13 protein-coding genes are annotated in these 12,158 nt (G+C 69.4%); 6 read left to right on the top strand and 7 right to left on the bottom strand.

Translation table 11 applies throughout. The annotated features are described in order from the left end of the window. Positions 1-203 precede the first annotated feature (203 nt). Complete coding sequence (locus Q0L11_RS04110; protein WP_296595581.1) at positions 204-467, bottom strand: hypothetical protein; 264 nt, start codon at positions 465-467, stop codon at positions 204-206. A 590-nt stretch (positions 468-1,057) separates the two neighbouring features. Between Q0L11_RS04110 and Q0L11_RS04105 the strand changes: the two genes are divergently transcribed. Both Q0L11_RS04105 and Q0L11_RS04100 read left to right on the top strand, forming a co-directional pair. Next, positions 1,058-2,515 carry an MFS transporter gene (locus tag Q0L11_RS04105; RefSeq protein ID WP_296595580.1) on the top strand — a complete coding sequence of 486 codons (1,458 nt, stop codon included), beginning with the start codon at positions 1,058-1,060 and terminating at the stop codon, positions 2,513-2,515. A 102-nt stretch (positions 2,516-2,617) separates the two neighbouring features. Further along, positions 2,618-3,067 (top strand): nuclear transport factor 2 family protein, encoded by a 450-nt coding sequence (locus Q0L11_RS04100; RefSeq protein ID WP_296595579.1) that lies wholly within the window; start codon positions 2,618-2,620, stop codon positions 3,065-3,067. A gap of 19 nt (positions 3,068-3,086) precedes the next feature. On the opposite strand, the gene Q0L11_RS04095 is transcribed toward Q0L11_RS04100, so the two are convergent. Together Q0L11_RS04095 and Q0L11_RS04090 are read right to left on the bottom strand one after the other, a co-directional pair. Further along, entirely contained in the window at positions 3,087-3,296 is a 210-nt protein-coding gene (locus Q0L11_RS04095) for a hypothetical protein (RefSeq protein ID WP_296595578.1), read from the bottom strand. Between the two features lie 121 nt (positions 3,297-3,417). Beyond that, entirely contained in the window at positions 3,418-3,723 is a 306-nt protein-coding gene (locus Q0L11_RS04090; RefSeq protein ID WP_296595577.1) for a hypothetical protein, read from the bottom strand. Between the two features lie 316 nt (positions 3,724-4,039). On the opposite strand from Q0L11_RS04090, the gene Q0L11_RS04085 reads away from it, so the two are divergent. Continuing rightward, on the top strand, positions 4,040-4,636 hold the full coding sequence (locus Q0L11_RS04085) for a hypothetical protein (RefSeq protein ID WP_296595576.1): 597 nt from the start codon (positions 4,040-4,042) through the stop codon (positions 4,634-4,636). Between the two features lie 6 nt (positions 4,637-4,642). Here the strand turns inward: Q0L11_RS04085 and Q0L11_RS04080 are convergent, their stop codons facing one another. The 3 genes from Q0L11_RS04080 to Q0L11_RS04070 are packed head-to-tail and all read right to left on the bottom strand — an operon-like array spanning position 4,643 to position 9,167. Beyond that, positions 4,643-5,983 carry an efflux transporter outer membrane subunit gene (locus tag Q0L11_RS04080; RefSeq protein WP_296595575.1) on the bottom strand — a complete coding sequence of 447 codons (1,341 nt, stop codon included), beginning with the start codon at positions 5,981-5,983 and terminating at the stop codon, positions 4,643-4,645. Then, a complete protein-coding gene (locus tag Q0L11_RS04075) occupies positions 5,983-7,950 on the bottom strand; it encodes a MacB family efflux pump subunit (RefSeq protein ID WP_296595574.1) in 1,968 nt (655 codons plus the stop codon). The genes Q0L11_RS04080 and Q0L11_RS04075 overlap by 1 nt, the downstream gene beginning before the upstream one ends. 2 nt (positions 7,951-7,952) lie before the next feature. Then, positions 7,953-9,167 (bottom strand): efflux RND transporter periplasmic adaptor subunit, encoded by a 1,215-nt coding sequence (locus Q0L11_RS04070; protein WP_296595573.1) that lies wholly within the window; start codon positions 9,165-9,167, stop codon positions 7,953-7,955. Positions 9,168-9,352: 185 nt separating this feature from the next. On the opposite strand from Q0L11_RS04070, the gene Q0L11_RS04065 reads away from it, so the two are divergent. Both Q0L11_RS04065 and Q0L11_RS04060 read left to right on the top strand, forming a co-directional pair. Beyond that, positions 9,353-10,069, top strand: coding sequence for a response regulator transcription factor (locus Q0L11_RS04065; protein ID WP_296595572.1), 717 nt, complete (start codon positions 9,353-9,355; stop codon positions 10,067-10,069). Beyond that, positions 10,066-11,442 (top strand): ATP-binding protein, encoded by a 1,377-nt coding sequence (locus tag Q0L11_RS04060; protein ID WP_296595571.1) that lies wholly within the window; start codon positions 10,066-10,068, stop codon positions 11,440-11,442. Before Q0L11_RS04065 ends, Q0L11_RS04060 begins: the two co-directional genes overlap by 4 nt. On the opposite strand, the gene Q0L11_RS04055 is transcribed toward Q0L11_RS04060, so the two are convergent. Continuing rightward, complete coding sequence (locus tag Q0L11_RS04055) at positions 11,439-11,864, bottom strand: hypothetical protein (RefSeq protein ID WP_296595570.1); 426 nt, start codon at positions 11,862-11,864, stop codon at positions 11,439-11,441. The two genes, Q0L11_RS04060 and Q0L11_RS04055, sit on opposite strands and share 4 nt — an antisense overlap. Positions 11,865-11,929: 65 nt before the next feature. On the opposite strand from Q0L11_RS04055, the gene Q0L11_RS04050 reads away from it, so the two are divergent. Then, on the top strand, positions 11,930-12,154 hold the full coding sequence (locus Q0L11_RS04050; protein ID WP_296595569.1) for a hypothetical protein: 225 nt from the start codon (positions 11,930-11,932) through the stop codon (positions 12,152-12,154). Positions 12,155-12,158: the final 4 nt, after the last annotated feature.

Genomic DNA, 12,158 nt, shown 5'->3' with positions numbered 1-12,158 from the left:
CCGCTCGATGTACTGCCTTGCGGAAGGGGGCGAGGCTCCAGGCCGGCCGGGTACGCAGCGCATGACGTGGGGGTCGGCGCCGGCATTGGCGGCATCGCCGCCGCCCGCGCTCTCGGACGGATCGACGAGCTTCGCCTCGCCCACCCAAATCCCACTGCGCGACCTTCGACCTGATCCTGGCGAACCCGCTCGACCGCCGGTGTTTACGGCTGCGTCTTGGGTGGCGAGGTCATCCCAGGCGCGGCCGGATCGCCTTGGCGCGCGGCCTCGTCTGCGTTGGGAGACACGCCGCCCGGCCCTGCCGCGCCCACCGGGGTCTCCCCACCGTTCGGGTTCGGCTGGGGCGGCGCAGCGCCGCTCGGGTCCATGGTGGCCGTCGCCGCGCGTTCTGGCGCCGCCGCTTCGCGGGGACCGCAGGCCAACAGGCCAAGGGGCGCCATCAGCGCCAGCAACACTCGAAGTTTCATGGAGGTCTCCGTTTTTGGCGGCCCGGGAAACGGTCGGTTCCGAAGCCGGCTCCGGGAGACATCAATTGCGGGCTGCCCAAACGATGGGCGGAGGAATCCAAGGCCCCCGTTGCGCGAGTTGCCGACCTTGGAACGCCCCGGAAGCACGACATTGGCCGCGGGCGAACGTTGTCCCTTGCGGTTCGAGCCTACCTCGGCGTTCGCCGATATTTGGACGGCAGGAGTTCGGCAATCTTGACAGGCCTGAGGGGTCCCGTGCGGGTCAGGCATGATAACCGCCGCAGTCGGGGAATAGTCGCCAATCCGAGCTCGGCGCTTGCCACACGGCGCGCACACAAACGGTTCGCCTCGGCCAGGATGGTCGACGACAACCATGGTGTCGATGTCACCCAAGCCGTGTCCGCAAACCGCACGTCCAAGGGCCAGATGCCCTCGGACTTTGACGCACATCTTGCCCGGCGCTGGGCAAGTGGGGACTCGCCCAGGGCCGGTCCGGCGGCCTTCGATCGGATACGTCCGAGCCTGCAGCGGTGCGGCCGGGCGCCTTCCCCGCCGCAGCACCCTACCGGCTTTGCGGGCGTTACGGCGGTATGGCTCAGTCATCTCCCAGTCCTGCCTTCTCGACGCAAATCCCCGCGCGTCTGGACCGCCTTCCCTGGAGCCGCTTCCACTGGCTGGTGGTCGTCGCACTGGGGATCACCTGGATCCTCGACGGGCTCGAGGTCACGCTCGTCGGCGCCCTGTCGCCGGCCATCGCCGGGGCGGACGGCCTGGACCTCACGGCGACGCAGATCGGCTTGAGCGGCAGCGCCTACATTCTAGGCGCGGTTCTGGGCGCTGTGATCTTCGGCCGGCTGACCGACCATTTCGGTCGCCGCAAGCTGTTCACCTGGACGATCGGCGTCTACCTGCTGGCCACCATCGCGACGGGCTTCTCCTGGGACTTCACCTCGTTCCTGGTCTTCCGCTTCATCACCGGCGCAGGGATCGGCGGCGAGTACGGGGCAGTGAACTCCGCGATCCAGGAGCTGATACCGGCCCGACGACGCGGCTATACCGACCTCGCGATCAACGGCAGCTTCTGGGTGGGCGCGGCGCTGGGCGCGATGGGCTCGCTGGTGGTGCTGAACCCGGTTGTCATCGACCAGCAGCTGGGGTGGCGGCTCGCCTTCGCGGTCGGCGGCGGGCTGGCCATCGTGATCATCTGGCTGCGCCGGTTCATCCCGGAAAGCCCCCGCTGGCTGATGACCCACGGCCGCGCCGCGGAAGCCGAGGCTGTGATCGAACGCATCGAGGCGGACGTGGCGCGGCGGACCGGCCGCTCGATCCCGCCACACCGCGACCTGGGCGAGATCTGGCTCCGCCCGATGCGTGCGCGCTGGCTCGACATCGCCCGCACGCTGTTCGTCGCCTATCCCAAGCGGACCGCCCTATGCGTCGTGCTGATGGCCACCCAGGCGTTCTGCTACAACGCGATCTTCTTCACCTACGCGATGATCCTGACGCGGTTCTATGCCGTGGAGCCAGCCGCCATCGGCTGGTTCATCCTGCCGTTCGCCGCCGGCAACTTCCTGGGCCCCCTGCTCCTGGGCGGCCTGTTCGACAGCCTCGGGCGGCGGACGATGATCGGACTGACTTACGGCGTCGCCGGTGCGCTCCTCTGCGCCACGGGATGGGCCTTCGCCCAAGGGTGGCTCTCCGCGACGACTCAGACCGCCGCCTGGACGGTGATCTTCTTCTTCGCCTCGGCGGGCGCGAGCGCCGCCTACCTCACCATCGGCGAGAGCTTCCCGCTGGAAATCCGGGCGGTCACGATCTCGCTCTTCTACGCCTTCGGCACACTGGTGGGCGGCGTCGGCGGCCCGGCGCTGTTCGGCGCGCTGATCGACACCGGCGAGCCGGACCGCGTCATGCAGGGCTACCTGCTGGGCGGCGGCCTCATGCTGGCGGCGGGCGTCCTCGCACGGCGGTTCGCCGTTGCGGCCGAGCGCCGGCCGCTTGAGGAGGTGGCTCCGCCGCTCTCACAGGTGGTCCAAGATGCGCCCTGATCCAGTGTGGCGTTCGCTTTGGCTCCGCTTGGCGCCATGAGCCGAACTTGACCTTACGTCGCAAAGCGGACGTCACTGGCGGCTTATCTCAAAGGTCCTCGAATGATCCGCATCCTGCTCGCCGCCTTGGCGCTCTTCGTGTTCGCGAACGCGCAGGCCGCGGCGGCCCCAAAGTCTCCGATCCTCACCGAAGCCCGACGATTCATGGACGGCTACGCCCGCGACCTCGCACACGGCGACAGGGCCGCGATCGCAGCGCGCTATGATCGCACAGGCGTCTTTTTCTTGGTCGCCGGCGGCCGCGAGTTCGTGACACACGAGGCCCTAACGAAGGACTATGGGGAATCTTGGAGTCCTCCGAAGAGCTTCGCTTGGCGCGACCTCCACTTCGATCCTGTCGGCGCAGACGCCGTGGTGATCAACGGATCATTCGTCTGGGGAACGGAAAAGGGTGAGCAGGTCATCACCTACACCGGCTTCCTTCGCCGTCAGGACGGCCAGCTACGAATAAGGCTCGAGGACGAAACGCCGGCGATGCCGACCGCACGCTGAGCGCCAAGGTAGGCGCTGCCTAAGTCACCATGCCCACGAGCATGACAGTTCCCCAGGCGGCCAACAGGCCTATGCAAACATAGCCGACGTCGGACAGGCGCCAGTCGCGCCCCTGTTCGTGGCTCGTCGCGCGAGCTTTAATTCGCGCCGAAGCGATAAGGCCGAGAGCGATCCACACCCCGGCGACGGCGATACCTGCGCCGATCCCCACACCTGTTTTGAAGTCCATAATACATCCCCCGACCATACAGATTGGATGGCGGACGCCGAGCTCGGGTCAAGATCAACTTGACGCATCTCCGCGCCAATGGATTGGACCCTCGGCGCCTGAGCCTTGTGGCGGTTCAAGCTCAGCGCCTGTCGAACCCGCTCTCCGGCCACGGCTTCCGAATCAAGCCTGCGCGCTCGTCGCTCAAGCGGTTCGAGAGCGTGTAGGTCAGGAAGTCGGATGTGGCCTCCTCCCCCGTTCCGTTGACCTTGAGGGTATAGCTCGTGCCTTCGTACGAGCCCGTTCGAGCGAACTGCAGGTAGGCCCACCAGCGCGCTTCCCATTCCGTAATCCGGTGTTCGGGGTGGGCGGCCTGTAGCGCGTCGACCAGATCAGCCCGGACTTCGGTCATGAGCTGCCGAATCTCGTCGCCGCTATGCTGCTTCATGGGCCAAGTGTAGCCGGCGGGCCTCGGCGGGGGTCAAGTGACGGCTCACGTCTGGGGGCTCAGCGTCAGCAACGGGCGTCACCAGTGGTTGGCGGCGTCCGGCCTCCGGCTCTGGCTCCGGCCTACCCGCTGAGGACTGTTCGGCGCCAGCAGCGGACTCTGAGTTCCGTTCAGAAAACGGACACTCGACTTAACTGGCAGATCGACAAGCTTCGACACATAACCCGGCCGCCCCGACACGCGCCGGCAACACGCCGGCCTCAGGGAGGGCCGCTAACTCCCTGGGCGGACGACGAGGCTCCGCCAGGGAGCCCGGGTGTTGCGTCGGACGGCAAGAACGCATCGGACGGCGGCGCTGCTGGGCGCCGCGGTGCTGCATGGCCTCATGGCCTGGCTGCTCGTCGGAAGAACGCCGCCCAAGGTCGTGGAGTCTCCGGCCATGCAGGTAGCGATTGTTACGCTCACCCCCCGATCCGCGAGAGCGCGCCCCGTCGCGCCCCGTACCGCACCCAGCGCGACCGCGACGCGGGTTCCGGCGTCCCCTGTCCGCGGGGGCGAGCCAGCCCCCGCCACGTCGGCGGCGACCGACCCCGTCTGGCGGGTTCGCCCGACGGACGGCGCGGAAACCGAAGGCGCGCGCACAGCGCTCCGCGGCAAGCTGGGATGCCGCGCCGCCGACCTGCTGGCGCTGACCGCAGCGGAACGCGCCGCCTGTGAGGCGGCCCTGGGCCGTGACGCCGAGAACGCCAGGACCTACGCCGTGATCAGCCCCAAGTTGAAGAAGGTGTTCGACAAGGCATTCGAGTGCCCCAAGGGCGACGTCTGGTGCGAGTACCGGATCGGCAAGGCGCCCTACCCTGGTCTCTTTGCGCCGCGAAAGCCGCCCCGGGACAAGTCCTGGGACGGCAACTGAGCGGCCTCAGCCGCCGCCGAGAGCCTCATAGAGCGTGGCGCGGGCCTGGAGCTGGTCCAGGCGGTTCTGCAGAGCCGTGCGCTCGGCGGTGCGCAGCTGTTCCTGGGCGTCCAGGTAGGTGCGCAGTGGCACCGCGCCAGCGCGGTAGCGCACGCCGTACAGCCGCTCAGCCTCGCGGGCGGCCTGGAGCGAGGCCTCCAGGCTCTGGCCCTGAGACGCCAGGCGGGTCTGGGCCGACAGGGCGTTCTCCACATCGCCGAACGCTTGGAGCAGGGTCTGGCGGAAGAGGATGACCGCGCGCTCGTAGTCGGCCTTGGAGACCTTCAGCTGCAGGTTCAGCTGGTTGAAGTTGAGGAACGGCAGGTTGATCCCGACGCCCAGGGCCGAGATCGGATTGGCCAGAACGTTGGAAAGCTGGGCGCTGGACCCGCCGGCCGAACCCGTCAGTGTCAGGCTGGGATAGAAGCTGGCCCGATCGGCGTCGACGGTCGAGAGGCCCTCGCGCAGGCGCAGTTCGGCGGCGCGCACGTCAGGGCGCCGCGACAACAATTCGGCGGGCAGGCTCTCCTTGACCTGCGGCAGGGCCGAGCGGGGCAGCGCGGTCGGCTCGTCGGCCTCGCTCCAGGCGGCCTGACCCAGCAGCATGGCGAGCGCCGTCCGCGTCTCGGTGCGCGACTGCTTCAGCGTCTCCAGGCTCGCCTTCTGGCTCTCGACGCTCTGGCGCGCCTCGCTGAGCTCGATGGCCGAGACCGCGCCCGCCGCGCGCTGTGACGACACCAGCTTCAGGATGTCCTCGGCGTAGGTGACGCTACTGTCGCCCAGCGAAATCTGCTCGTTGAGCTGGGCGAGCTGCCAATAGAGGTCGAGCGTCGTGCCGATCAACGACAGGCGCGTCGCCGCCAGGTCCTGCGCCGTCGCGCCGGCCTCCCAGCGCGCCGCGTCCCGCTCCGCGCCCAGGCGGCCGAACAGGTCGACCTCCCAGGAGACCGAGGCGCTGGCGCTGTGCTGGTCGCTTTGGCCCGCGCCGACCGACGACGTCACGCCTGCGTCGGCGTGCGGCAGCAGCGCGTCGGACGCGAGACCCGCCTGCAACTGCGCGCGACGCACCAGGATGGTGGCGGCGGCCAGGTTGTTGTTCTGGGCCAGCACCCTGTCGACCAGGGCGGTCAGGCGCGCGTCGCCAAACGCCTCCCACCAGCGGTCCTGCGACTGGTTCGCCGACGACACCTGGCCGGAGCCCTGGGCGTATTGGGCCGGGAGCTGGACCTGCGGGGTCGTGTAGCGGCTGGTGGTGGCGCAGCCGCTGATCGCGGTCGCGCACAGCAGAAGGGTCAGGAATTTTCGCATCAGTCTCTAGCCAGGGCGACCACCGGATCCAGCCGGGCCGCGTTGCGGGCCGGCAGGTAGCCGAAGACCACGCCGATGAGGGTTGAGCAGGCGAACGCCGCGATGATCGAAAGCGGCGAGAACGCCAGGGTGAAGCTCGACGGGAAGAGGCTGAACACCACGCCGAAGGCCAGCGCGAGGACGACCCCGATGGTCCCGCCCAGCAGGCAGACCAGCACCGCCTCGACGAGGAACTGCTGGAGCACGTCGCTTTGACGCGCGCCGACCGCGATGCGGACGCCGATCTCGCCGGTCCGCTCGGTGACCGACACCAGCATGATGTTCATCACCCCGATGCCGCCGACGATCAGCGAGATCACAGCGATGGCGGCGATCAGCACGGTCATGGTCTCGGTCGTCGACGTGATCGTCTGGCGGATCTGGTCGGTGTTGACGATGAAGAAGTCTTGCGTGCCGTGCCGGCGGCTCAAGAGGTCGGTCACCGCCGACTGCGCCACCTGGCTGTCGGTGTCGTCGCGCACCCGCACGGTGATGCTACGCAGGTTGGTCTCGCCGAGCAGGCGGGCCTGCAGCGAGGTGTAGGGCAGATAGACCGAGAGGCTGTCGCCGCCCGCGCCCGGACCGATGCCGCCCGACGACTTCTGCAGCACGCCCACGATGCGGGCCGGCATGTCGCCGATCAGGATCACCTGGCCCAGCGCCGAACTGGCGCTGTTCGGGAAGAGTCGCTGCAGGGTGTTGTCGTCGATGACGACGGACTGGGCGTAGGCCTTCACGTCCGAGGCGTCGAACAGCCGGCCCTCGGCCAGCTTCAACCCCCGCACGCGGAAATATTGCTCGCCAACGCCGTAGACGGTGCCGTTGGCCGCGACGTTGCCCAGCCGCAGCGTCCCACTCGATTGGACGGCGGGCGTCACGCTGTCGACGTACGGCTGCTGGGCCAGGGCCTCGGCGTCGGCGACGACAAGCGTGCGGATGGCGCCGGAACGCATGTCGCCGAAGTTCTTGCCCGGCATGATGTCGAGCGTGTTGGTGCCGATGGAGCTGATCTGCTGCAGCACCTGGCGGCGCGAGCCCTCGCCCAAGGCCACCACCGACACCACCGAGGCGATGCCGATGATGATGCCCAGCATGGTCAGGAAGGTGCGCAGCCGGTGCGCGTTCATCGCCAGGAGCGCCATGCGGAACGCCTCGCGGAACCGGTCGGCCGCGGCGTTCAGCACGCCCTCGCCCGGCTCCGCCGCGGCAGCCGGAGTCGGGGCCGGCCGCACCTGCAACTCGGTGCTGCGCTTGTCGGAGACGATCTCGCCGTCACGGATCTCGATGATCCGGTCGCAGTGCGCAGCCACAGCGTGGTCGTGAGTGACGATGATGATCGTGCGGCCCTCGCGGTTGAGGTCCTTCAGGATCCGCATCACCTCCTCGCCGCTCTTGGTGTCCAGAGCGCCCGTAGGCTCGTCGGCCAGCACGATGTCGCCGCCGTTCATCAGGGCGCGTGCGATCGAGACCCGCTGCTGCTGGCCGCCCGAGAGCTGGCCGGGGCGGTGATCCAGGCGGTCCGCCAGGCCAAGCCTCGCCAGCAGACCGGCGGCGCGCTCGTGGCGTGCCTCGCGGCCGACGCCGGCGTAGATCGCCGGCACCTCGACGTTGGCCACGGCCGGCAGGTCGCCCAGCAGCTGGTAGCGCTGGAAGATGAAGCCGAAGTACTCGCGGCGCAGTTCGGCCAGTTCGTCCGGCCCCAGCTCCGCCGTCGCCCGGCCGGCGACGCGGTAGACGCCCGCCGTCGGCCGGTCCAGGCAGCCCAGGATATTCATCAGGGTCGACTTGCCGGAGCCCGACGCGCCGATGATGGCCACCATCTCGCCGGCCTCGATGGTCAGGTCGACGTCCTTCAGCACGGTCAGGACGCCGTCCCCGGCCGGAAACTCCCGACGGAGCCCCCGGACTTCGATCAGAGGTTCGCTCATGATCACAGGCCGCCCAGCCCGCCCATGCCGCGCCGCGTGCCGCCCGGAGGGCCGCCGCCCGGCATGCCGCCGCTGGCCGCCGTCTGGGCCAGCACGACGGTCTCGCCGGCCCTGAGGCCCGACTTCACCTCGGCGTGCGAGCTGTCATTAAGGCCCACCTGGATCTTCCGCGGCGCGATCTTGCCGTGCTCGTCCATCACTTGGACGGTGTAGGCGCCGTCGACGCCGGCCGAACCGAGCGCAGCGGCCGGGATGATCAGCACGTTGCTGGCGCGGCCCAGCACGATGTTCACCTGCGCCGTCATGAAGGTGCGCAGCCGCCCGTCGGTGTTCGGCACATCGAACAGGGCGTTGTAGTAGATCGCGGAGGACGACGAGCTGACGTTGGTGACGCTGTCCTCGGTCTCGATGGTTTCCGGGGCCGGCTCCACGATGCGCAGCGTCCCGGTGTAGCGATGGCTCGCATCGCCCAGCACAGTGAAGTACGCGCTCTGGCCCGAGCGCACCTTGATGACGTCCGCCTCCGAGACCTCCGCCTTGACGGTCATGGTGTCGAGCTGGCCCAGCTTGATGATGGTCGGCGCCGACTGTTGGGCGCTCACCGTCTGGCCTTCCTCGGTGACGATCGCGACCACGGTGCCGTCGATCGGCGCCACGATGCGCGTGTAGCTGAGGTTCAGCCTGGCGGTTTCCACCGCCACGGCGGCCTTTTGGACCTGAGCGATGTTGGAGGCGACCTGCGAGCGCGCCGCCTTCAGCGTTGCCTCGGCCGCCTCGTAGTCCGCGCGCGACGTGGCGTCAGCCGCCAGCATCGTCTGCTGGCGTGTGAAGGCGAGCTGGCTCTGCGCCAGGTTCGCGTCCAATTGGGCCCGCTGCGCGCGGACGTTCGCAAGGTCCGCCTGCGCGGTCTGCAGAGCGTTCTCCTGCGGCGCCGAGTCGATCTCGGCGATCAACTGGCCCTTGGTGACGGTCTGGCCCAGCACGACGTGCAGCTTCTTGACCTGCCCCGTCACCTGCGCGCCGACGCTGACCAGCTTGACGGGCTCGAGCGAGCCGGTGGCCATCACCGTCTGCTCGATATTGCCCACGGCCACCTGGGCGGTGACGGGCTTCGGCCCATCCGCGCTGAAGAAGAAGGCCTTGGCCCCGAAGCCCAGAACCAAAACCAGCACGATGGCCGCCAGGATGACGGCCGCTTTCCGACGATCGATCTTCATGTCTCGCACACGCGTTTTCATGGAGGCCGGTCTTCAGCTTCGCGTGTGGCGCCGGATCGTCGGTGAGGTGTCCCAGTGTGTCGGGCGAACAGGACTTTGTGTCGCTTTGTGTCGTGTGACGGGTCGCCGGGATTTCGGCACAAGAAACTTTCCCGCCGCGCCGGCTTGGCCGACAGAATGACGGCATGGACGCAACGCCCGACCATCTGCTCGTCGTCGACGACGACCGTGAGATCCGCTCGCTGCTGGCCGAGCGCCTCGCCGCAGCCGGCTACAAGGTCTCCACGGCCCAGGACGGAGCCGAAATGCGCAAGGCGCTGGGCCGCGCCGCCGTCGACCTAGTCGTGCTCGACCTCAACCTGCCGAAGGAGGACGGCCTCACGCTCTGCCGCGAACTGCGGACCACGTCCTCGATCCCGATCATCATGCTGACCGCGCGGGGCGAGCCGATCGACCGCGTGCTGGGCCTGGAGATGGGCGCCGACGACTACCTCGCGAAGCCGTTCGAGCCGCGCGAACTGCTCGCGCGCATCCGCAGCGTCCTGCGCCGCACCCGCGCGCTGCCGGGGAACATGGAGCCGCTGGAGGCGAAGCGGGTCCGCTTCTCGGACTGGACGCTCGACTTTGAGCACCGCCACCTGATCGACCCCGCCGGCAGGACCGTTGTCCTGTCGGGCGCCGAATTCCGCCTGCTGCGCGTGCTCGTGGACCACGCCAACCGCGTACTGAGCCGCGAGCAACTGCTGGCCCTGGGCGCCGTGCGGCAGGGCGAGGACCGGGCCATCGACCTTCAGGTCAGCCGCCTGCGCCAGAAGCTGGCGGACGATCCTCGCGCGCCCAGCCTGGTAAAGACCGTCCGCTCCGAGGGCTATGTCCTGGCCTCACCCGTGGTGTTCGAATGAAGGCGCTCGGCGGGTTCGCCGACTCCATGGCCGGCCGCATCTTCGCCATCCTGCTGGTGGGCATCGTCCTGTCGGCTGTGCTTGCGCTGACGCTTGCCGACGGCCGCCGACGCGCCGAGATCGACCGTTTGCGCCTCGACCAGGCGGCGGAACGGACACAGTCACTGTTCGAACAGCTCGGCCGCACACCCGAGCCCGAGCGCAGCCGCCTGGCGCACGAAGGCGCGCCGGGGGTCCGTGCGACGACCGCCGCGGCGACCGGAACGGCGGACGCGGCGCTTACCCGCCTCCTGGCGGACCGGCTGGGCGCCAGGGCCAACGCCGAGGCGCGCAAGGCGGACGTGTCGGTCTGTTTCGAGCGGCGGCCCAACCGCCCGCCCACGCCACGGCGGCCAGATCGCACCTTGCAGCCGCCACAGTGCTGGCTGGTGAGCGCACAACTACCGAACGGCGCCTCGATCCGCCTGGCCGTGGACACTCCGCCCCTGTTGCGCGACCAGGCCCTGGGCTTCGACCCGCTGTTCCTGAGCGTGCTGGCGCTCGCGGCACTTGGCCTGTCCTACACCGTCGCCCAGGTGGCCGCCCGGCCGCTGAACGCCCTGGCCCACGCCGCCGGCGAACTCGGGCGGAACCTCGACTACGCCTACGAAGGCCCCACCGGCCCCTCGGAGGTGCGCGCCGCTGGCGCCGCGTTCAACCGGATGCAGGCCGACCTGAAGCGCCACATGGCCGAACGGACCCAGATGCTGGCCGCCATCGCCCACGACCTGCAGACGCCGCTCACCCGAATGCGCCTGCGCCTCGACAAGATCTCTGACGCGGCGCTTCGCGACGGCCTGATCGCCGACGTCCAGGCCATGCACGGCTTGGTGCGCGAAGGGCTGGAGCTCGCGCGGAGCGAACAGCCGGTGGAACCGATCACGCTACTCGATCTGGCCTCGTTGCTGGAGAGCCTTGTGGAAGATGCCCAGGACGCCGGACGGCCGGTGGCGTTGGTGCGCGGCGAGGCGACCGATGTGCTGGCCCGTCCCCTGGCCCTGCGCCGCTGCCTGGAGAACCTGATCGACAACGCGGTGAAGTATGGCGGCGGCGCCGAGATCGCGTCTGAGCGCGAGCCCGGCGGCGTGATCGTACGGATCCGCGCCCACGGCCCAGGCGTGCCCGAAGATCGGATCGAGGAGCTGTTCCGGCCCTTCGTCCGCCTGGAGGAGTCCCGGTCGCGCGAGACCGGCGGTTCAGGCTTGGGCCTCGCCATCGCCCGCCGCCTGGCCGCCCAGAACGGCGCCGCGCTCAGCCTCCGCAACCACCCGGCCGGCGGCATGGAGGCCGAGTTGCGGCTGCCCGGGCCGCCGCATCCCGCTGCGGATCGCTAGGCGGCGCAGACACCGTCGTCGCGGGCGCGTCGGACTAGGGTCAGGTCGTGCGCATAGAGATAGCGCAGCCGCCACTCCTGGCGCGAGGTGAGCAAGGGCTTGCGATCCGGCCCTCGGTTCACCTCGCGCAGGGGCGCGGCCCAGGGCGCCAGGGTCCGGAGCGCCGCGCCCAGGTCGGCCAGCGTCACCAGGTGATCCACGGCGGGGGCGCCGTCAGCACCGGTGACGTACCAGGACTGCGGCCGGAAGATGTGATCGACGCCGTACGGCCAGACGGCCGCCTCCAGGTGATCCAGCGCCTCGTCCACGTCGCGGAAGGCGCGATAGGTCGACCGGAAGGGCGCGGAGACACAGTTGTCCGCACTCCCGCCGGCCTGGGCGTAGGCGAAGGCGGACCGGAAGCGTTCGACCGGATCGCGCACGACCGCGAGCTGGGGATGCTCGCCGCCAACCGGGGCGCCGCGGCGCGGTAGTAGCGGATCGAGGCGTGCTGCACCTGCTCGCCGTACAGCGCCTGGCTGATCGCCATGCCGGCGGTCTTGGGCACGTGGATGAACAACAGCCCGTGGCCGCGGAACAGCTCCAGCCGTCGGCGCCGCCGGGCGCCGAGGGGCGGCCTCAGGCCCAGGTCGCAGAGCCGTTCGGAGAGGTCGCCGTTCAACTGCACGCCCAGCAGACGCTTGAGCGTCTCGCGCGGCCAGGCGGAGCCTGACGTC

Origin of the sequence: Phenylobacterium sp., assembly GCF_024508875.1 — a bacterium.
Lineage (GTDB): Bacteria > Pseudomonadota > Alphaproteobacteria > Caulobacterales > Caulobacteraceae > Phenylobacterium.
Note: the sequence above shows the minus strand (reverse complement) of the source record. Positions and strands in the feature narration are given on the sequence as shown.